Below are 20,848 nucleotides of genomic sequence, written 5' to 3' on the forward strand. Positions count from 1 at the left end.
ATGAACCACTTCCCCGCCAGCGATGCGCTCTGCGCGTTGCCGCACCCCTATTGCCCGGCTTCCGTGCCAGCGGGCCTGTTTGATCAGGCCATGGCCGAGATCAGCCGGTTTCATTGTCAGCACACCCCTGGCTATGAACATTGGCTTGGCGCCAACGGTATTGACAGGCAGGACCTCGACAGTCTCGATGACTGGTCTTGTCTGCCGCCCATTCTGGCCAATTTTTTCAAACAGCAACCGTTGCTCAGTCCCACCGCAGAAAACGCCCTGGAGCTGACATCGTCCGGCACCAGCGGGCAGAAAAGCCGCATGCGCTATGACGCTGGCAGTCTGTCGCGCGCAAAATTCATGGTCGAACGAATCTTTTGCCACTATGGCTGGAATACACCGGACACGCCCTGCAACTACTTGTTGCTGAGCTACGAACCGAAGGGTGCAATCAGCCTGGCAACGTCTTACACCGACCAATTCCTTTGCCGTTTCGCCCCCGTCAACCGCGTCGCTTACGCGTTGCGCAGTAACGGCGACGGCCATCAGTTCGATGTGTTCGGGGTCATCGCAGCCCTGCAATCGTTCGCCGAGGAAGGCCTGCCTGTGCGCATTTTCGGCTTCCCGGCGTTCCTCTGGCAGACGTTGCAGCATATGCAGGCCACCGGTGTGCCTGCGCTGAAGCTGCCAAGTGATTCGCTGGTGTTCTTCGGCGGCGGCTGGAAAGCCCGGGCCAGCGAGGAGGTGCCCAAACAACAACTGTACGAGCGCATCACCCGGCAATTGGCTATCGAGCCATCGCGTTGCCGAGACGGTTATGGTGCGGTCGAGCATGCCGTGCCCTACATCGAATGTGCCCACCATCATTTTCATGTCCCGGTTTACGCCAAGGCCTATGTGCGCAACCCACTCGATTTCTCAATCCAGCCCTACGGCCAGCAAGGTTTGTTGGGGTTCGTCTCGCCCTATATTTCGTCCAGTCCGGCACACGCGGTGGTCATGAGCGATCTGGCAACGCTGCATCCCGGCGCAAGTTGCGGTTGTGGCCTTGCCGCTGACTGGTTCGAACTGCACGGCCGCGCAGGCACCGCCGTCGGCAGGAGCTGTGCGATGGCGGCGGCCGAATTACTCGGGAGCCATTGATATGTACCTGATCAATGGAGAGCTGCACACCGACTTCGACCTCGACCGTGCCCTGACGCTGCTGCAACAGACGTTGCCGCAACACCTGAACGCCGCGCTGGACAGCGCCACCGTGCTGATCGCTGTCGGCAACTTTGCCCGGCAGTTGCACAGCGTTGAACTGCCGCTGGATCAGGCGCAGCGCCAGGCACTCATCGACTTCTGCCAGCCGCACGCCCTGCAAAACAAGCTTGAACGTGAGTTGGGCAATCAAGCCGAATCGCTGCGGCGCATCGACTATCGACAATCGCGCTTCGAACGCTGGAGCCCGCTGGGTCTGGTTGTCCATGTCACACCGGCGAATGCGCCGCTGCTCGCCTGCTGCGCAGTGATCGAAAGCCTGCTGGCCGGCAACATCAATTGGCTACGCCCGAGCCGCAGTGACCAGGGGCTGACTGCGCGCCTGCTGCACACCTTGTTGCAGTGTGATCCCAGCGCCCAACTGCGCCATTACGTTGCCGTGTTACCGGTGGCGACGGCGCAGATCGGCCGCTTATGCAAAATGGCCAACGGGGTTTCAGCGTGGGGCGGCGTAGCAGCGCTGCAAGCCATCCGGCAACAACTGCCACCCGGCTGTCGCTGGATCGATTGGGGCCACCGTGTCAGCTTTGCCTACCTGACTGCAGAGGCGGCCTCGCCGCAGGCGCTCGACGCGATCGTCGATGAAGTCTGCCGACTGGATCAACAGGCCTGCTCCAGCCCGCAATGGTTACTGGTCGACAGCAATGAGCCAGCCGTTCTCAAGACAATCGGCGCAGCGTTGGCCGAAGCGTTCGAGCGCCGCAGCGGGCAATGGCCGGCGCTGCTGCCGAACGTTCAGGAGGCCAGCGAAATCACCACCCAGTGCCAGATGGCAAATCTGGGCAAGAGTTTTTCCGGCAAGACCGCGCAAGTCTGGAGCGCGCCGGGCTGGCGGGTGATCTGGAGCCATGATCAGCAGCTGGCGCCCTCCCCGCTGTTTCGCACGTTGTTGCTCAAACCGCTGCCGCGCGCGAGTTTGGTGCAGACCCTGCTGCCATGGCGCAACGTGTTGCAGAGCTGTGCGCTGGTGTGCGCCGACTCACAGATCGCTGAGCTGTCGCGTACGCTGATTGCGGCGGGCGTCAGTCGAATTACGCCGATCAACGCGATTCATGACGGTTACGACGGTGAACCGCACGACGGCGTCTATGCACTGCAACGTCTGAGCCGGCGGGTATCGGTCAGCGTCTCAGCGACGCAGTTGCCCACCCACATGACCCTTGATCGCACCGCTTGCCCGCTGACACTGGAAAGCCTGCCGATCACCGACAAAGCGGCGTTTATTGCACGACCGACAACGGCGGCGGCGCAATTGTTTTTCCGTTCCAGTGGCAGCAGCGGCACACCGGCGCTGGCGGGATTCAGCTACCGCGATTTTCACCGGCAAATGCAGGCGACGGCTGACGGACTGTTCGCGGCGGGCCTCGATCCGAGCCGCGACAAGGTGATGAACCTGTTCATCACTGGCAGCCTGTGTGGCAGTTTCTTCAGTTTTGCCAAAGTGCTGGAACTGTTGGGCGCCACCCATCTACCGATGGGCGCACCGAGCGATGACGACTACAGCGACATCGCGCAACTGATCATCGAGCAGCGCGTCACAGTCCTGATTGGCATGCCCAGCATCGTGCATCGCTTGTTCCTCAACGAACAGTCGCGTCTGAGCCGTTACGGCGCGATTGAAAAAGTCTTTCTCGGTGGTGAGCACATCAGCGATCAGTGCCGCGAATTGTTGCAGCGCTGCGGCGTCACCCAGATTCGCTCGGCGGTTTATGGCAGTGTCGATGCCGGGGTATTTGGGCATGCCTGCGCCGCAACCGGCGATGGCGTGTTTCATTTGCTGGACGCTATCCAGCACCTGGAAATCGTTGCCCTGGAGCAGGACGTACCGGTCGTTGACGATGAAGTCGGCCGTTTGCTGTTCACCTCGAAAAAACGCGAAGGTCAGCAGGTACAACGTTATGAGGTCGGCGACACGGGGCGTTGGCTACCCGGCCAATGCGCGTGCGGACTGGACTCGCCACGCTTCGAACTGCTGCAACGGCACGGCAGCTTGCTGCGAATCGGCAGCGATTTCATTTGCCTGAACGAACTCGGCCGCCACCTGCAAGCGCCCTTTCAGTTACACCTTGATCACGCGCCTGACGGCCTCGAACGCCTGCTGATTCGCAGCCCCGGCGAGCCTGCAGACATCCTCGACCGGCTGCAAGGCTACTCGAGGCTGGCCAACCTGGAGCGAACCGCGCTAGTCACCGTGCACGCGCAAACCTGTGAGCCGCTGAAGTTCGAAAAAAACCGACACAGCCAAAAGATGCCGCGCGTGATCGATGCACGCCGCTAGAGCCCAACACTGGCCGCGGCCAGAACAACTAAAGAGCACACCATGAATACAACACTTGAGCTGAACAAGTTGATCGCCTTCGCCCGCGAACATTCAAAGTTTTACGCCAGGCACCTGCAACAGGTTGCGCCACAGACAACTGCACTCGACCAACTTCCAGTGATAGACCCATCACAGTACTGGGCCAATAGCGAGAACTTCGAGCAATGGCCAGTACTGACTTCGACAGTGCAACGCGCCGTGGTGTTCAGAACAGGTGGAACCACCAGCGGCGGTAAACTTTCAGTATTTACCCGCGAAGAATGGCAGGCACTTGTGCGCACATTTGGCCGTCATCTCAGCCAGCAACTCAATCCGGGAGATCGGGTCGCAAATCTGTTCTATGCCGGCGATCTGTATGCCAGTTTTATCTTTATGCACGATGCCCTTGCACACGAAACAGCGGGGATCACCGAATACCCTTTTACCGGCAACGTCGAGCCGGCGGTACTGGCTGAGGCGATCGGCAAGTACCGGATCAACGTGTTGGCCGGTATGCCCGCGCAACTACTGGCTATCGCCGGCGTACTGCAGCGCCTGGGGCAAACCCTGAGGGAGGTCGAGACCGTGCTTTATGGCGGCGAAAGCCTGTTCGCGGGACAATTGCAGCTGTTGCATCGGGTGTTCCCCAACGCGCGGATCGCCTCCGCCGGCTACGCCAGTGTCGACGCGGGCTTCATCGGTGCCGCGAGCCGCGACTGCGCCTTGGGCGAACACCGGAGGCTGGACGGCCACAGCGTGTTGGAAATTATCGATGAACACACGGGGCAAGTGATTGATCACTGCGACCGTCCCGGGCGGCTGGTAATCACCCACCTGAGCCGTCGGCTGATGCCGTTGATTCGCTACCCCGTGGGCGACCTCGCCTGCTGGCGAGAGCCCGCCACGGCGCCAATGCGCAAGTTCGCCCTGATGGGGCGCAGCGCTAGCAGCCAGCGCGTGCGGGTGAGCAATCTGACCCTGCTGATCGAAGACATCGCCAGGATCGTCCAGTGCGTCACCGCCAGCGACGACTGGCAACTGCTGATCAGCCAATCGGCCAACGTCGATATCGTGTGCCTGAAGTGGGCGCCTGATGTGCTCGCGCCCGAAACCGCTGACGCTAACACTGCGTTGCACAGTGCCTTGATCAAGCATTACCCGCTAGTCAGCCGATTGCGCGCCGAGGGTCAGCTGGATTTACAGGTTGTCCCTTGCACGACCGATGCACTCGCTCGGCATCCGCGTTCCGGCAAACGTCAACGAGTCGTCGACCTGCGCATCTACGACCATCAGCGCCCGGAGCAACGCCCATGGATAACGTGACGCTGCGTCGCTATCGCCGCGCCGACGCCGCGGCTGTCAGCCATCTGTTCCGGGAAATCTACGGCGACCACTACGTCCAGCCGCACGTGTATTTGCCAGTGATGATCAACCAGAACCATGGCGATGGGCGTTGGCATTCATGGGTGGCGCAAGCAGACAATAAAATCTTCGGCCACGCCACGTTGTGCAGAACCAGCGGATCGCACGTGGCGGAACTGGCATTGAGCGTGGTCCATCCGTCGAATCGCAAGCAGGACATTGCTACGCGGTTGGCCACTCGGCTATTGATCCGTGCACAGGCGCTGGGTTGCCATGGCGTAACCATCAAACAGGTGACGCAGCACGTCTACAGCCAACGCATGGCTGACAGACTGGGCTTTTGCTGCAGCGGCTTGTTGCCCGACTACGTGCCCTCGCCGTTTGGCCTGACGCTGCCGGAGTCCATCGTCATCGGCTATATCCCGGTCGAAGGCCACCGCCGGCCGCTTCCGGCACTGCCATGGCCACAAAGCTGTCGCGAACTCATGGAGCATTTGTGCGGGGTCTACGGAACACAGAACGAGGAGACGCCCTGGATCGGGCCGCCGATCCAGGTTGAGCCTTGCATCGGGCGCTATGACGTGATGCTGGAAAAACTCGATAGCGGCCTGCTCAAGCAGCTGCAACAACTGCCTGCACACTGGATGATCTCAATCAGGCTCAAACTTGCAGTGGGCTTTGCCAGCGCCGTGGATAACCTGGCAGCGATGGGATTCATCTTCACCGGGATTGCCCCGAATGAACGTTGCGCGGGTTGGCTGGCGTTGTTTCATCGCGGCTACCGCCCGCGCTCGCTGACGCTGCATTGCCCGCACATGCAGCGTCTGCATGATCAGGCGCAACAGCACATCGCCGTGCACCCGCAAGCGGCATTACCGCCCTACTGAGCCAATCGGTGTCGCCCGTTCCAGCCTGGGGCGGGCGACAACCGCTGATTTTACGCCTTGGAGCTGACACCTTGGTCGGCCGGTTTGGCCATGTTGCCTTCGCCATAGGTCTTCAGGTTCTGCAGGACGTAGATCGCTTTCTTGAACTCGGGAATCAGGTTTTTACCGTAGGCGTTGCCATTCAGACCATTGTTCTGGATAGCATCGAGCTGGGTCGCAAAATATTCCAAAGCGTTGAATTTGGCGTCGATGTCTTTGGTCACGCCAAAACGGTCGAACTTGTCCCCGGCCGCTTTCAACGTGAAGGACGTGACCTCGGAGATCAACCCACGACTGCGCAGCATCTCGCTGAGATTGCCTAATTGCTTGACCGAGACATTCGACGGGTCGAAGCCCTTCATCGCCTTGCGCAACCCCTGCTTGTCCATTTCGGCAGTATTCAGCGCGGTGGGGTTGGTACCGACCAGGGTGAGCATCTGCTGCACTTTGACACTCTGGGACACCTGTTTCTTGGCACCGGTGTCGCGAACCATTACCCCGGCCTTACTCTCCCAGCCGCCGACAATACCGATCGTCATGAACAGACTCCCTGTGAAATGAGCATAAAAATATCCGTGTTGAGCACCAATAATGGGCGCGAGTATCAGCGGGCGAACTGATGGCACCAACCTCTTTCTGCACTTTTTTACAATTCTTGTACATTCTCGATACAAAAGCGCTAGCCCCCGTAATCCCTGATCCAGACTGTCATGCCAATGAAATGCAAATGACTTTTTCGGACGATCCAGCACCGGACCGCAGTGCATGTATCAAAGCCGATACCGACCAGTCATCGGCGCCGCTGCTTTTTAGAACGTCAGTACCTAAAGCTTCCCGCCGCAACGACGATACGCTGTGGATACCCGCACTGTTTTACCCCTGCCCTCCCTAATAAGAATCGCAGCTCAAGGACCGGTCTCCATGCCCGCATTCCGCACCATTCAGGCTCGCTACACGTTGTTTCTGGTTCTGTTCATCCTGCTGCTGTCGGTACTGACGGTGGTCGGTATCAGCCAACTGGTTGCACCCAAGCTGCGTCAGACCGAAGAACAGGTCGTCCTCAATCGCATCGCCGAAGTCGCCGAACAGATTCAGGGCGAACTGAACAAGGTTCAGGCGCAACAGCGCAGCATCACCCAGACCATCCCGCTGCTCGACAGCGCGGCCATCGACACGGTGTTGCCGGGGCTGGTGGATCAATACGGCGAACTGAAGGTATTCGGCGGCGGGATCTGGCCATTGCCGGGGCAACGTGAAGCCGGGCGCAACAAATTCAGTACCTTCTGGCACCGTGACGCCTCGGGCAAACTGGCGGTGAACACGTTCTGGAACAGCGACGCAGCGCCCAACTATTACGACCAGAGCTGGTACAAGGGCGGCATGGCCACCCCGCGCGGTCAGTGCGCCTGGGCAGCCGCTTATAAGGATGACGCCAGCGCCGAACCGCGCACCAACTGCGCCATGGCGATCCAGAAAAACGGTGCCGCGTGGGGCGTGTCGACCATCGACGTGACCCTGGGCTTCTTCAATGATCTGGTGGCGCGCAAGGAAAAAGACCTCAGCGCCGAAATGCTCATCGTCGAAGCGGACGGCAAGATCATCAGCAACAGCTCGCGCATCAGCGGCCCGATCGTGCTGAAAAACATCAGCGATCTGGCCGGCAACTCGACGTTCGCCCGTCAGGTCAAGGCCGGCCTGCAAAACCGCGAGCAGGCGCAGCGCGTCGAATTCGACAACAACGGTGAGGACAGCACCTTCTTCATGCGTCCGATCGAGGGCACACCGTGGTTTCTGGCAACTGCCCTGCCGACCAAAATGCTCACCGCGCAACGCGACGACGTCCTCAGCAGCCTGAGCCTGTTGCAGATTCCGTTGGTGATCCTGCTGGTGCTGTTGCAGGTCTATGCGATCCGTCAATTGGTGCAGCGCATGAAAGCGCTGAAAGCCAACATTGACTTGCTGTCCAGCGGCGATGCCGACCTGACGCGCCGCATCACCATCCGCGCCGAAGACGAATTGGGCGCGATCGGCCATTCGGTCAACACCTTTATCGCCTACCTGCAAAACATGATCGGTGAAGTGACGCAGGCCACCGGCGCCATGGCTTCGAGCCTGGATAACCTGCAACGAACCTCGGCGCATACCAGCCAGATTCTGTTGCGGCATGCTTCGGAAACCGATCAGACCGTCACCGCCATCACCGAAATGAGCTCGACGGCCGAAAGCGTTGCGCAAAACGCCGCTGAAACCGCCGCGTTCACCCAGCGTGCCAATGAAAACGCCGACCGTTCGCGGGTAGTGGTGGGCGAAGCGACCAGCAGCGTGGTGGCACTGATCGATGAAGTGGCCAGCGCCACCCACAAAGTTGAAAACATGCAGCAGGACGCCCAGCGCATCACCGAGATTCTTGGGGTGATCGGCGCGATCGCCGGCCAGACCAACCTGCTGGCGCTCAATGCTGCCATTGAAGCCGCGCGTGCCGGCGAACAGGGTCGCGGTTTTGCCGTGGTGGCTGACGAAGTGCGCGCCCTCGCCGCCCGCACCCAGGCCAGCACCTCGGAAATCAACGAGATGTTGAGCCGCCTGACTCAAGGCGTGAGTTCATCGGTCAGCGCCATGGAAAACACCCAGGCCAGTTGCCAGTCCGCCGCCGATGCTACGGCCCGGGTCAATTCGGGGCTGGATGAAATGGCCGGTTCGGTCAGCCATATCAATAGCCTCAGCACCCAGATCGCCACCGCCGCCGAGCAGCAAAGTGCGGTGACCGAAGAAATCAACCGCAGCATGGTGCAGATCCGCCACATGGTCGATGAACTGGTGCAGAGCGGCAAAGCCAGCGAACTCAACACCCACCAGTTGCTCGAAGCCAACAGCCGTGTCAGTGCGATCATGGGGCGCTTCAAAGTGCGCTGATTCACCGGGGATTTCTGCCCTGCACATACCCCCTGTGGGAGCGAGCTTGCTCGCGAATGCGGTCGTTCAGTCACTGCACCCGGTGCCTGACACCCGGCCTTCGCGAGCAGGCTCGCTCCCACAGGTGGGTGCTACGCCTTGCAACAACTGGAAACATTGCGTTGATGCCAAGCAGCAAAAACCGGTCAAAATGCGTTCTTTTCTGATCGTCACCCGAGCCGAGAATCCATTATGCGAACCCACCTGCGTCTGGTCGCCCTCAGCGCCCTGTTCATCTCCTCTCTGGCGCAAGCCGCCGACCTGATCCCGATCGAAGTGCATCGCGACGCCAATTGCGGTTGCTGCAAGAAATGGATCAGTCACCTGCAAGCCAACGGTTTCAAAGTCGAAGACCATGTCGAAAGCGACATGAGCAGCTTCAAGCAACAACACGGCGTGCCACCGCGCCTGGCCTCCTGCCACACCGCAATCATCAACGGCAAATTCGTCGAAGGCCACGTTCCGGCAGAGCAAGTGCTGGCGCTCAGCAAGCGCGACGACCTGCTCGGTGTTGCCGCGCCGGGCATGCCGATGGGTTCGCCGGGGATGGAAATGGACGGCATGAGCGATGCCTATCAGGTCATCGGCCTGAAAAAGGACGGTGCTGACGTAGTCGTGGCGGATTACCCGGCCCATTGATCGGCGCCGCGTACTTCGGGCTGTTCTTCGCCGCGTTCGCTGCCGCGACCTTGTTGCCACTGCAGTCCGAGGCCTTGCTGGTCGGCTTGATCGTCAGCGAGCATTACTGGTTGTGGGGGCTGCTCGCCGTGGCGACGCTGGGCAACGTGCTCGGTTCGCTGGTCAACTGGTGGCTGGGGCGTGGCATCGAACGGTTTCAGGAGCGGCGCTGGTTCCCGGTCAGCCCCAAACATATGGCCAAGGCGCGCAAGCACTATGAGCGTTACGGTCATTGGTCACTGTTGCTCAGTTGGTTGCCGGTGATTGGCGATCCGCTGACCCTGATCGCCGGTGTCATGCGCGAGCCGCTCGGGCGCTTCCTGCTGATCGTCACCCTCGCCAAAGGTGCGCGTTACGCGGTGTTGGCCATACTGACGCTGGGTTGGCTCGGTTGAACGATCAGCTCAGTTGAGTGCCTGTGTTTAACGTCGCCCTAATCCAGCCGTTCCAGGATCGGCCGATTTCAAACGGAGTTTGACCCTATGTCTGTCATGTTTTCCCGTTGGCTACCCGGCCTGTTTCTTTGCGCCGCCCTGCCCCTGTCGGCACAGGCCGCAACGCCAGGCGACGCCGCGCCGGAAGGCCCGGCCTACGGCCCGGAGTTGCAAGGCTTCGAATACCCTTACACGCTTAAACACTTCGCCTTCCAGTCCCAGGGCAAACCCCTGCAAATGGGCTACATGGACGTCGCCGCCCACGGCAAGGCGAACGGCCGCACCGTGGTGCTGATGCACGGCAAGAACTTTTGCGCCGCGACCTGGGACAGTTCGATCAAAGCCTTGAGCGAGGCCGGTTACCGCGTGGTTGCGCCGGATCAGATCGGCTTCTGCACATCGAGCAAACCGGACAACTATCAGTACAGCTTCCAGCAACTGGCGACCAACACCCAGCAATTGCTCAAAGCCCTGGGCATCCAGAAAGCCACGCTGCTGGGTCACTCCACCGGCGGCATGCTCGCCACCCGTTATGCCTTGCTGTTCCCCGAGCAAGTCGAGCAACTGGCACTGGTCAACCCGATCGGCCTGGAAGACTGGAAAGCCCTCGGCGTGCCCTATCGCACCGTCGATCAGTGGTATCAGCGCGAACTGAAAGTCAGTGCCCAAGGCATCCGCGAGTACGAACGCACCACCTATTACGATGGCCGCTGGAAGCCCGAGTTCGACCGCTGGGTCGACATGCTCGCCGGCCTCAGCAAAGGCCCGGGCAAGACGCAAGTCGCCTGGAACTCGGCACTGATCTACGACATGATTTTCACCCAGCCGGTGTACTACGAGTTCAAAGACCTGAAGATGCCGACCCTGCTGCTGATCGGCACCGCCGACACCACCGCCATCGGCAAGGATCTCGCGTCACCTGAAGTCAAAGCCAGGATCGGCCACTACGACGTGCTCGGCAAACAAGTGGCCAAGCTGATCCCACACGCCACGCTGGTCGAATTCCCCGGCATGGGCCACGCGCCGCAAATGGAAGAACCCGCGCAGTTCCACAAGGCACTGCTCGGCTGGCTGAACACACCCAATCCCGTTCGTTGATGAGGTAAGGCTGATGGCGGTGCAGATTGCAGTGATTGATGACTGGCAGGACGTGGCTCGCGACGTGGTCGACTGGTCGGTGCTCGACAGCATCGGTGAAGTGACCTTCGAACATGCCTACCCGGCGGACAACGCCACGCTGGCCGAACGTCTCGGCCGCTACCAGGTGATCTGCGTGATGCGCGAGCGCACGCGGTTCGACGAAGACCTGCTCAAGCGCCTGCCCAACCTCAAACTGCTGGTCACCGGCGGCATGCGCAACGCGGCGCTGGACATGCCGGCGGCGGCGAAACTGGGGATCAAGGTCTGCGGCACCGACAGTTACAAACACGCCGCGCCGGAACTGACTTGGGCGCTGATCATGGCGGCCACGCGCAATCTGGTGAATGAAGCCAATGCCCTGCGCGCCGGTGATTGGCAGCAAGGTCTGGGCGGCGACCTGCACGGCAAGACCCTGGGCATTCTCGGTCTGGGCAGCATCGGCCAGCGGGTTGCGCAGTTCGGCCAGGTGTTCGGCATGAAGGTGATTGCCTGGAGCGAAAACCTCACCGCCGAACGAGCAGAACAGCTTGGCGTGACTTACGTGAGCAAACAGGCCCTGTTCGAGCAAGCTGACGTGCTCTCGGTGCACCTGGTGCTGAGCGAGCGCAGTCGTGGCCTGGTCGATGCGCAAGCGTTGAGCTGGATGAAGCCTGCGGCGCTGCTGGTCAACACCGCGCGCGGGCCGATTGTCGATGAAGCGGCGCTGATCAAGGCGCTGCAGAAACAACAGATCGCCGGCGCGGCGCTGGACGTGTACGAGCAGGAACCGCTGCCCGCGCTGCACCCGTTTCGGACGCTGGACAATGTGCTGGCGACGCCGCATGTCGGGTATGTCAGCCGGCAGAACTATGAACAGTTCTTTTCGCAGATGATCGAGGATATTCAGGCTTGGTCTGCTGGGGAGCCGGTTCGCCTGCTGAACTGAGAACTCCCAGCATTGCGCTGGTGTAGCGACCACCGCCTTCGCGAGCAAGCTCGCTCCCACATTGGATCTGTGCCAGGAACAGATTTTCTGTCCACTGAAGATCTCCTGTGGGAGCGAGCTTGCTCGCGAAGGGGCACTCACTGTCCGCTCACCAACAAACTGCCCGCACCACAACAGTGCGAGCGCACTTCCCGCTAGCACGAAACTGTGACCAACCAGTCACCGTTTTGGCCCTTCCCCACAGAAAAACCTGCACTTCGTCGGTGCGTTTCGCCCTTCAGACCCCGGTTTCCGTTAACGGCAAACCGATTGTCGAACAATTTACCCATTTGCTCTGGCCCGCTCTAGGATCTGGCCTAGACTGATTTTCGCAGGGCTCGACCGGTCGGTCACAGGCCGAAAAAAAAGTCGAAACTTTTGCTCTGCGCGACGGGTCATCTGAAAGGCAGGGCCTAAGCGACTGGTGCAATCCTTGCAACGGCCTCACCACCCATTCTGCTTGCGCGTGTTGGGTAGCATTTGCTTACCGATGCGTGGCGCGTTTGCGCCCGGCCACAGGATTTGGCCATGGACATCGCTTGTTCAAGACAAGAATCAGATCAACAACACGGGAGAGTCATATGATCAGTGCGGCATTGGATATTCAGGGAGAGCGTGCTCAGCAGGCTGTTGGTGAAGTGAGCAACGTCAGTGTTCCCGGCAGCCGATCGATCAACGTCCCCGGCACCAAAACGCTGACTCCGGTAGCGAGCCAGAATCCCAACAAGAAGAAAGTGTTGTTCGTGACCTCGGAAATCGCCGACCTGGTGAAGACCGGCGGTCTGGGTGACGTCTCCGCCGCCCTGCCCCGCGCCATGGCGCACCTGCACGATGTGCGCGTGTTGATCCCCGGTTACCCGCAAGTGATGCACAGCGAAAACCCGATCCACATCATCGGCGAACTCGGCGGCCATGCGGCATTGCCACCGTGCAAGATAGGGCGCATGGATATGCCGGACGGCCTGGTGATCTATGTGTTGATCTGCCCGGAACTGTACGAACGCGAAGGTTCGCCCTACGGCGCCAACAACGGTCGCGACTGGCCGGACAACCACATTCGTTTCGCCCGCCTCGGTCTGGCCGCCGCCGACATCGCCGCCAACCTCGCACAAATTCACTGGTGCCCGGATCTGGTGCACGCCCATGACTGGCCGGCTGGCCTGGCCCCGGCTTATATGCACTGGCGCGGTCAGCGCACGCCAACCCTGTTCACCATTCACAACCTTGCCTATCAAGGCGTGACCAGCCTCGGCTCCTGCCCGGAACTGGGCATCCCCAACCACGCCCTGCAACAGGAAGGCATGGAGTTCTACGGCAAGATGTCGTTCCTCAAGGCCGGCATGGCTTATTCCAGCCACATCACCACGGTCAGCGCCACGTACGCGCAGGAAATCACTACCCCGGATTTCGGCTGCGGCCTCGACGGTTTTCTCGCCGCCAAGACCCAGCAAGGTTTGCTCAGCGGTATCCCCAACGGCATCGACGAGAGCTGGGACGCCGCCACCGATCCGCACCTGTTCGCACCGTTCGCCATAGGTGACTGGGAAGGCAAAGCGGTCAACGCCGCCCATGTGCGTGAGCTGTTTGAATTGAATGAGTCAGAAGGCCCGCTGTTCGCTGTGGTGTCGCGACTGGTCTACCAAAAAGGTCTGGACCTGACGATTGCGGTGTCCGAGTACATCGTGCAGAACGGCGGCCAGATCGCGATCATCGGCCGTGGCGAACCGGAAGAAGAACAAGCCATGCGCGAGCTGGCGCTGCGCTTCCCCGGCCAGATCGGCGTGCGCATCGGCTTCAATGAAACCGACGCCCGCCGCATGTTCGCCGGCAGCGACTTCCTGTTGATGCCTTCGCGTTACGAGCCTTGCGGCTTGAGCCAGATGTACGCCCAGCGTTTCGGCTCGCTGCCGGTCGCACGCAACACTGGCGGGCTGGCCGACACCATTGAAAACGGCGTCACCGGTTTCCTCTTCGACGAATCCACTGCCGAAAGTTACCAGGAAGCGCTGAGCCGCGCGTTCAAGGTTTTCGCCTTCCCTGAGCTGCTCAACGCCATGCGTTGCCGGGCAATGGCTGCGCCGTTCAACTGGTGCAAAGCGGTTGAACCGTACGCCGAACTCTACGAGCAACTGGTGGCCAAGGCACTGGGTAAAGCGCACCACAAATAACCAGGGAGATTTTCCACCATGCCGTTACGGTCCTCTGAAACCTGGCCCCACGGCGCGATCATGCAGGATGCCGAACACACGCAATTTTCGCTGTGGGCGCCGGACGCGTTTTACGTCAGTGTCGAGTTGGACAATGGCCAGTCCCTGCCGATGTTGCCGCAGGGCGATGGCTGGTTCGTGATCAAGGCCCGCTGTGCGGCGGGCACGCGTTACCGCTACAACATCGACGGCGAACTGGAGGTGCCCGACCCGGCCTCCAGAGCGCAGGACGGCGATCTCGACCGCCACAGCGTGGTCGTCGATCCGCTGGCCTACACATGGCGCCACAGTGCCTGGCACGGTCGGCCGTGGAGCGAAGCGGTGATCTACGAGTTGCACGTCGGTGCGCTCGGCGGTTTCGCTGAAGTCGAACAACACCTGGCGCGCCTCGCGGGCCTGGGCATCACCGCCATCGAACTGATGCCGCTGGCGCAGTTTCCCGGCGAACGCAACTGGGGTTACGACGGTGTTCTGCCCTACGCGCCGCAAGCCTCCTACGGCACCCCGGAACAGCTCAAGCACTTGATCGACAGCGCCCATGGTCATGGCCTCGCGGTGATTCTCGACGTGGTCTACAACCACTTCGGCCCCGACGGCAATTACCTGCATCGTTACGCCAAAGGCTTCTTCCGCGAGGACAAACACACGCCGTGGGGCGCCGCGATCGATTTCCGCCGCGACGAAGTGCGCGAATTCTTCATCGAAAACGCACTGATGTGGCTGCTCGAATACCGTTTCGATGGTCTGCGCCTTGACGCAGTGCACGCCATCGAAGACCCGGATTTCCTCACCGAGATGGCCCAACGCATCCGCGCGCAGATCGACCCGAGCCGCCATGTCTGGTTGACCGTGGAAAACGAACTGAATCAGTCGAGCCTGCTCGAATACGACTACGACGCGCAGTGGAACGACGACGGCCATAACGCCTTGCACGTTTTGCTCACCGGCGAAACCGACGCCTATTACGCCGATTACGCCGCACAACCCACCGAACAACTGGTGCGCTGCCTCAGTCAGGGCTTTGTCTTCCAGGGCCACATCACCCGCCACGGCGAACCGCGCGGCGAGCCGAGTGAGCATCTGCCTTCGACGGCGTTCGTGTTGTTCCTGCAAAACCACGATCAGATCGGCAACCGCGCGTTCGGCGAGCGCTTGCATCATCTGGCTGATCCGCGTGCCGTGCAGGCAGCCACCGTGCTGTTGCTGCTGTCACCGATGATTCCGCTGATGTTCATGGGCGACGAGTTTGCCGCCGAGCAACCGTTCCTGTTTTTCACCAGCCACCACGGCGAACTGGCGAAACGGGTGCGCGAGGGCCGCCGCAATGAATTCGCCGCGTTCAGCGCTTTCGCCGACCCGCACAAGCGTGAGCAAATTCCCGATCCCAACGCCGAACAGACCTTCCACGCTTCACAGCCAAGGTTGATCGGCACGGGCAGCGCAAAGCAGCAGGAAACCCTCGCGCTGTACCAAAAGCTTCTGCAATTTCGCCATCAATACATCATTCCTCATCTGTCCGGCACACAAGCACTCGGCGCCCATATGCTTGGGTTTGGCGCGGTCAGCGCGCGTTGGCGTCTGGGCAATGGCAGCGAGCTGCGAATTGACCTGAACCTCAGCGACACGCCAGTGGTCAACCCTCCACAGACCGAGACCGTGTGGCTGTTTCAGCAGCCACCCACTGCCGATCTGTCGGAATCGGGCGAACTGCCCGCGTATTGCGCGCTTGTCAGCCTCACGGCCGCAACCCCTTTGCAACCTCTGGATGGAGAGCGCCTATGAGCGATGCGCAACTGGAAATTCTTGCAAGCCGCGCCGGCCTTGCCGTCGACTGGATCGACGCCAACGGCCGTCCGCAAAAAGTCGCCCCGGCGGTGCTGCGCAATGTCCTTATCGGACTCGGCCACCCCGCCAGCACGGCGCAGGAAATCGATGCCAGCCTGTTGGAATTGCAAGCCGTTCAACAAGACCGCCACTTGCCGCCGCTGCTGACCAGCGATGTCGGCGTCGGCGTTGATCTGGCGCGCTATTTCCAGCCAGAAACCCCGTGTGAAATTCATCTTGAAGACGGCTCGCGCCTGAACCTCAAACTGGACAGCGAAGCCATTCTGCCCGGCGTGGTTCCGGTCGGTTATCAGCAAGTGCACATCGCCGATCAGTATTTCACCTTGGCCGTGGCCCCCGAGCGCTGCTTCAGCGTCGGCGATGCGGTCGATAATCCGATTCCCCGCGCCTGGGGCCTGAGCGTGCAACTGTATGGATTGCGCCGCCCCGGCGACGGCGGTTTCGGCGACACCCAGGCACTGGAAGAACTGGCCCGGGTGGCCGGTGAGCGTGGCGCGGAGGCGTTGGCGATCAGCCCGCTGCACGCGATGTTCAGCGCCGACACCGGACGCTACAGCCCTTACTCGCCGTCCAGCCGCTTGTTTCTTAACTCGCTGTATGCCGCGCCCGGCGCGATTCTCGGTGAACGCGCCCTGCGCGATGCCATCGATGCCGCCGGTCTCGCAGAGCAGTTCCAGCAACTGGAAGCGTTGAAACTGATCGACTGGCCCAGCGCGGCCGACGCCAAACAAAAACTGCTGCAAGCCTTGTACGAAGGCTTCATCGCTGGCGATCACCCGTTGCACCCGGACTTCGCCAGTTTCCGCCATGCCGGCGGCGAAGCGCTGGAAAACCACTGCCGCTTCGAAGCCATTCAGGAAATGCGCGCCGCCCGTGGCGAAAGCCTCGACTGGCGGCAATGGCCGGAGCACTGGCACGACCCGCGCGGTGCCGCGCTGGAAGCGTTCGCCGAGGAATACGCCGAGCGCATCGGCTACTTCGCTTTTTGCCAATGGCTGATCCACCGCTGCCTGGAACGTGCGCAAACCGCTGCACGCAGCGCCGGCATGGGCATTGGCCTGATTGCCGACCTCGCCGTCGGGGCCGACGGTGCCGGCAGTCAGGCCTGGAGTTTCCAGGATGAATTACTCGCCTCGCTCACCGTCGGCGCGCCGCCGGACATTCTCAATCGCTCCGGTCAGGGCTGGGGGATTTCCGCGTTCTCCCCGGAAGGCCTGATCCGCAACGGCTTTCGCGCCTTCATCGACATGCTGCGGGCGAACTTCGCCCATGCCGGTGGCCTGCGCATCGACCACGTGATGGGCCTGCAACGCTTGTGGGTGATCCCCAACGGCGCCGCCCCGGCCGATGGCGCGTACCTGTATTACCCGGTGGACGATCTGCTGCGCCTGCTGACGCTGGAATCCCATCGTCATCAAGCCATCGTCCTCGGTGAAGACCTCGGCACCGTGCCCGACGGCCTGCGCGAAAAACTCAGTGCGCGGGCGATGCTCGGCATGCGCGTGCTGCTGTTCGAACAGGACAACACCTATTTCAAACCGATTCTCGACTGGCCGGACAACGCGCTGGCGACCACCAGCACCCACGACCTGCCGACGCTCAACGGCTGGTGGCATGGCCGCGACATCGACTGGAATGCGCGCCTGGGGTTTGTCGATGCCAATGGCGAAATCGAATGGCGCCAGCACCGCCAGCGTGAGCGCGAAGGCTTGCGCAGCGCCTTGAGTCAGGACCCGCAAAACTTTCGCGAGGAATCCCACGAGGCCGATCAAGTGGTCGATGCCAGCGTGCGTTTCCTCGGCCACACCCGCGCACCACTGGTGCTGTTGCCGCTGGAGGATGCGTTGGGCATCAACGAGCAAGCAAATTTTCCTGGCACCATTGATGCCCATCCGAACTGGTCGCGACGTTTGCCCGGCACCAGTGAAGCACTGCTCGATGATGCCGATGCGGCGCGCCGCCTGGAATTACTCGCCTGCGCAAGGCTTCAGGCTGCCGAGCGTGACCAATGAACCAAACGCTCATTCAGCCGCTGCGCGCGACCTTGCGCCTGCAATTTCATAAAGGCTTCACCCTCGAACACGCGGTGCCGCTGGTGCCGTACTTTGCCCGCCTCGGCATCAGCCACATTTATGCCTCGCCGCTGCTCGCGGCGCGGGCCGGATCGATGCACGGCTACGACGTGGTCGACCCGACGCAAGTCAATCCGGAACTCGGTGGTGAAGCGGCGCTGCGGCGTTTGGTCAGCACCCTGCGCCAACACAACATGGGGCTGATCCTCGACATCGTCTCCAACCACATGGCGGTCGGTGGCAAAGACAATCCGTGGTGGCTGGATCTGTTGGAGTGGGGACGCCTGAGCCCTTACGGCGAGTTCTTCGACATTCAGTGGCATTCGCCCGACCCATTGATGGAAGGTCAATTGCTGTTGCCGTTTCTCGGCAGCGATTACGGTGTGGCGTTGCAGGAAGGCACGCTGAAACTGCTGTTCAACGCGCAGACCGGCAGCTTTTACGTCGAACATTACGACCACCACTTCCCGATCTGCCCGAACGATTACGGCGAGTTGCTCAAATCCGAGGAAGCGCTGAAGCCCTTGGCCGATCGCTTCAGCACCCTCAGCTATCAGACCGACGCCCATTCACTGGCGAAGCCGCTGAAAGACGAGTTGCGGCAACTGGCGACTGAAACGGCAATCGCCGAGGCCATCCACAACAACCTCAAGCAATACGACTCGACCACCGAGGCAGGCTTCGCCAAGCTGCATCAGTTGCTCGAACGCCAGAGCTATCGCCTCGCCAGTTGGCGTACGGCGGCGGATGACATCAACTGGCGGCGCTTCTTCGACATCAACGAACTCGGCGGGCTGCGCGTCGAACGCCCGGCGGTGTTCGAAGCCACCCACGGCAAAATCTTCCAGTTGATCAGCGAAGGCCTGGTCGACGGCTTGCGTATCGACCACATCGATGGCCTCGCCGATCCGCGTGGTTATTGCCGCAAACTGCGCCGCCGTGTCGATCTGCTTGCACCGGGCCGGCATCTGCCGATCTACGTCGAGAAGATCCTCGGCGCCGGGGAAACCCTGCACCGCGACTGGGCGGTGGACGGCACCACCGGGTATGAATTCATGAATCAGTTGTCGTTGCTGCAACACGATCCGGCGGGCGAATACGTGCTCGGTGATCTGTGGCAACGGCGCAGCGAACGCCCGGCGGCGTTCATCGAAGAAGCGCAACTGGCGCGCCAGCAGATTCTCAACGGCTCACTGGCCAGCGATTGCGAAAGCGTCGCCCAGGCCCTGCTACAAGTAGCGCGCGATGACTTGATGACCCGCGACCTGACCCTCGGTGCGATCCGCCGAGTGTTGCAGGCGTTGATCGTGCACTTCCCGGTGTATCGCACGTACATCAGCGCCATGGGCCGTTCGGCGCAAGACGAGGTGTTTTTCCAGCAGGCCATGGACGGCGCTCGGCAAACGCTGAGCGAGGCCGATTGGTCAGTGCTCGACTGTGTAGCGGCGTGGCTCGGTGGCACGCCGTGGCGACGCAAGCCGCGCGGGCGCTCACGCAAGATCCTCAAACACGCCTGCGTCCGTTTTCAGCAACTGACCTCGCCGGCCGCCGCCAAAGCCGTGGAAGACACCGCGCTGTATCGCTCGGCGGTGCTGCTGTCGCGTAACGATGTCGGCTACAACACCGAGCAGTTCAGCGCACCGGTCAGCGACTTCCATGCGGTCAATCAACAGCGCCTCAGCGAGTTTCCCGACAACTTGTTGGCCACCGCGACCCACGACCACAAACGCGGCGAAGACACCCGCGCGCGGCTCGCCGTGCTCAGCGAGCGCAGCCATTGGTACGCCGAGCAGATCGAGTTGTGGCGCGCCCTCGCCCGGCCGGTGCGCAGCGACGATCAACAGCCGTCGAGCGGCGATGAGTTGATCCTCTATCAAGCCTTGCTCGGCAGTTGGCCGCTGGATCTGCACGAAGCCGATCAGGCCGGGTTTGCCGACTACGCCAAACGCATTTGGCAGTGGCAACAGAAAGCCCTGCGTGAAGCCAAGCTGCAAAGCAGCTGGAGTGCGCCGAACGAAGCCTATGAAAACGCCGCGCAGGCCTTCACTGAGCGATTGCTCACCGGTGCAGAAGGCGAACTGCTGCGCGCGGCGCTGGCCAAGACCGTCAACAGTATTGCTGCTGCCGGTGCCCTCAATGGTTTGGCGCAAACCTTGCTGCGCATGACCGTGCCGGGGGTGCCGGATCTGTATCAGGGCAATGAGTTCTGGGATTTCAGCCTGGTCGATCCGGACAACCGCCGGCCGGTGGATTACCCCGCTCGCGAGCAGGCCTTGCAGGAGCAACTGCCACCTGTGGAATTGCTGGCGAACTGGCGTGACGGGCGCATCAAGCAAGCTTTGATCAGCGAGGTGCTGAACCTGCGCGTCGAGCATGCCGAATTGTTCCGGCGCGGCACCTATCAGGCGCTGGAGGTGCTCGGCAGTCAGGCGCACAACGTGCTCGCGTTTACCCGTGAGCATGAGGGGAAACAGGCCATCGTGATCGTACCGATCCGTTGCGCCAGCCTGCTGGAAAACGGTGCTGTACCTCAGGTCGATGCGCTGCGCTGGGGCGATACGCGGGTGGTTTTACCGTTCGCCGCCTCTGACACAAACCTGAAGGGACTTTTTTCAAGCGGTGCAGTCACAAAAAACAGGGAGCTGAATATCAGCGACGCGCTGGGGGATGTCCCGGTCAATCTCTTTATCCAACACTTAACGTAAGCATCAGTTCAGT

14 protein-coding genes are annotated in these 20,848 nt (G+C 61.2%); 13 read left to right on the top strand and 1 reads right to left on the bottom strand.

What is annotated here, in order from left to right; all coding sequences use genetic code 11:
- From A8O26_RS12240 to A8O26_RS12255, 4 genes are read left to right on the top strand one after another with little or no spacing between them, the layout of a single operon-like run.
- Positions 1 to 1,131, top strand: a complete 1,131-nt coding sequence (locus A8O26_RS12240) for an acyl-protein synthase (RefSeq protein ID WP_064118228.1) — start codon at positions 1 to 3, stop codon at positions 1,129 to 1,131.
- A gap of 1 nt (position 1,132) precedes the next feature.
- On the top strand, positions 1,133 to 3,529 hold the full coding sequence (locus A8O26_RS12245; protein WP_064118229.1) for an acyl-CoA reductase: 2,397 nt from the start codon (positions 1,133 to 1,135) through the stop codon (positions 3,527 to 3,529).
- A 42-nt stretch (positions 3,530 to 3,571) separates the two neighbouring features.
- On the top strand, positions 3,572 to 4,873 hold the full coding sequence (locus A8O26_RS12250; RefSeq protein WP_064118230.1) for a phenylacetate--CoA ligase family protein: 1,302 nt from the start codon (positions 3,572 to 3,574) through the stop codon (positions 4,871 to 4,873).
- Positions 4,861 to 5,799 (top strand): GNAT family N-acetyltransferase, encoded by a 939-nt coding sequence (locus tag A8O26_RS12255; RefSeq protein ID WP_064118376.1) that lies wholly within the window; start codon positions 4,861 to 4,863, stop codon positions 5,797 to 5,799. The genes A8O26_RS12250 and A8O26_RS12255 overlap by 13 nt, the downstream gene beginning before the upstream one ends.
- 50 nt (positions 5,800 to 5,849) lie before the next feature.
- Here A8O26_RS12255 and A8O26_RS12260 read toward each other — a convergent pair whose 3' ends face one another.
- Positions 5,850 to 6,377 (bottom strand): hypothetical protein, encoded by a 528-nt coding sequence (locus A8O26_RS12260; protein WP_064118231.1) that lies wholly within the window; start codon positions 6,375 to 6,377, stop codon positions 5,850 to 5,852.
- 382 nt (positions 6,378 to 6,759) lie between these two features.
- Between A8O26_RS12260 and A8O26_RS12265 the strand changes: the two genes are divergently transcribed.
- From A8O26_RS12265 to A8O26_RS12305, 9 genes are all read left to right on the top strand, one after another.
- Positions 6,760 to 8,751 carry a methyl-accepting chemotaxis protein gene (locus A8O26_RS12265; RefSeq protein ID WP_064118232.1) on the top strand — a complete coding sequence of 664 codons (1,992 nt, stop codon included), beginning with the start codon at positions 6,760 to 6,762 and terminating at the stop codon, positions 8,749 to 8,751.
- A gap of 231 nt (positions 8,752 to 8,982) precedes the next feature.
- A complete protein-coding gene (locus tag A8O26_RS12270; RefSeq protein ID WP_064118233.1) occupies positions 8,983 to 9,429 on the top strand; it encodes a DUF411 domain-containing protein in 447 nt (148 codons plus the stop codon).
- On the top strand, positions 9,429 to 9,863 hold the full coding sequence (locus A8O26_RS12275) for a YqaA family protein (protein ID WP_064118377.1): 435 nt from the start codon (positions 9,429 to 9,431) through the stop codon (positions 9,861 to 9,863). The genes A8O26_RS12270 and A8O26_RS12275 overlap by 1 nt, the downstream gene beginning before the upstream one ends.
- A gap of 87 nt (positions 9,864 to 9,950) precedes the next feature.
- Positions 9,951 to 11,000 carry an alpha/beta fold hydrolase gene (locus A8O26_RS12280; RefSeq protein ID WP_064118234.1) on the top strand — a complete coding sequence of 350 codons (1,050 nt, stop codon included), beginning with the start codon at positions 9,951 to 9,953 and terminating at the stop codon, positions 10,998 to 11,000.
- Between the two features lie 13 nt (positions 11,001 to 11,013).
- Complete coding sequence (locus A8O26_RS12285; RefSeq protein ID WP_064118235.1) at positions 11,014 to 11,967, top strand: D-2-hydroxyacid dehydrogenase family protein; 954 nt, start codon at positions 11,014 to 11,016, stop codon at positions 11,965 to 11,967.
- A gap of 620 nt (positions 11,968 to 12,587) precedes the next feature.
- Positions 12,588 to 14,174, top strand: a complete 1,587-nt coding sequence (gene glgA / locus A8O26_RS12290) for a glycogen synthase GlgA (RefSeq protein WP_064118236.1) — start codon at positions 12,588 to 12,590, stop codon at positions 14,172 to 14,174.
- A gap of 18 nt (positions 14,175 to 14,192) precedes the next feature.
- Complete coding sequence (treZ, locus tag A8O26_RS12295) at positions 14,193 to 15,995, top strand: malto-oligosyltrehalose trehalohydrolase (RefSeq protein WP_064118237.1); 1,803 nt, start codon at positions 14,193 to 14,195, stop codon at positions 15,993 to 15,995.
- Entirely contained in the window at positions 15,992 to 18,070 is a 2,079-nt protein-coding gene (gene malQ, locus A8O26_RS12300) for a 4-alpha-glucanotransferase (protein ID WP_064118238.1), read from the top strand. Before treZ ends, malQ begins: the two co-directional genes overlap by 4 nt.
- Positions 18,067 to 20,835 (top strand): malto-oligosyltrehalose synthase, encoded by a 2,769-nt coding sequence (locus tag A8O26_RS12305; RefSeq protein ID WP_064118239.1) that lies wholly within the window; start codon positions 18,067 to 18,069, stop codon positions 20,833 to 20,835. Before malQ ends, A8O26_RS12305 begins: the two co-directional genes overlap by 4 nt.
- The last annotated feature ends 13 nt before the right edge of the window (positions 20,836 to 20,848 follow it).

It is taken from the genome of Pseudomonas fluorescens, from assembly GCF_001648775.1.
GTDB lineage: Bacteria > Pseudomonadota > Gammaproteobacteria > Pseudomonadales > Pseudomonadaceae > Aquipseudomonas > Aquipseudomonas fluorescens_M.

Bases quoted from the DNA above. Each gene is read 5' to 3' on its own strand.
- A8O26_RS12285 (WP_064118235.1), top strand. From the start codon at position 11,014: ATGGCGGTGCAGATTGCAGTGATTGATGACTGGCAGGACGTGGCTCGC.
- A8O26_RS12270 (WP_064118233.1), top strand. From the start codon at position 8,983: ATGCGAACCCACCTGCGTCTGGTCGCCCTCAGCGCCCTGTTCATCTCC.
- A8O26_RS12250 (WP_064118230.1), top strand. From the start codon at position 3,572: ATGAATACAACACTTGAGCTGAACAAGTTGATCGCCTTCGCCCGCGAA.
- A8O26_RS12245 (WP_064118229.1), top strand. From the start codon at position 1,133: ATGTACCTGATCAATGGAGAGCTGCACACCGACTTCGACCTCGACCGT.
- treZ (WP_064118237.1), top strand. From the start codon at position 14,193: ATGCCGTTACGGTCCTCTGAAACCTGGCCCCACGGCGCGATCATGCAG.
- A8O26_RS12305 (WP_064118239.1), top strand. From the start codon at position 18,067: ATGAACCAAACGCTCATTCAGCCGCTGCGCGCGACCTTGCGCCTGCAA.
- A8O26_RS12260 (WP_064118231.1), bottom strand. From the start codon at position 6,377: ATGACGATCGGTATTGTCGGCGGCTGGGAGAGTAAGGCCGGGGTAATG.
- A8O26_RS12240 (WP_064118228.1), top strand. From the start codon at position 1: ATGAACCACTTCCCCGCCAGCGATGCGCTCTGCGCGTTGCCGCACCCC.
- A8O26_RS12280 (WP_064118234.1), top strand. From the start codon at position 9,951: ATGTCTGTCATGTTTTCCCGTTGGCTACCCGGCCTGTTTCTTTGCGCC.
- A8O26_RS12255 (WP_064118376.1), top strand. From the start codon at position 4,861: ATGGATAACGTGACGCTGCGTCGCTATCGCCGCGCCGACGCCGCGGCT.
- malQ (WP_064118238.1), top strand. From the start codon at position 15,992: ATGAGCGATGCGCAACTGGAAATTCTTGCAAGCCGCGCCGGCCTTGCC.
- A8O26_RS12265 (WP_064118232.1), top strand. From the start codon at position 6,760: ATGCCCGCATTCCGCACCATTCAGGCTCGCTACACGTTGTTTCTGGTT.
- glgA (WP_064118236.1), top strand. From the start codon at position 12,588: ATGATCAGTGCGGCATTGGATATTCAGGGAGAGCGTGCTCAGCAGGCT.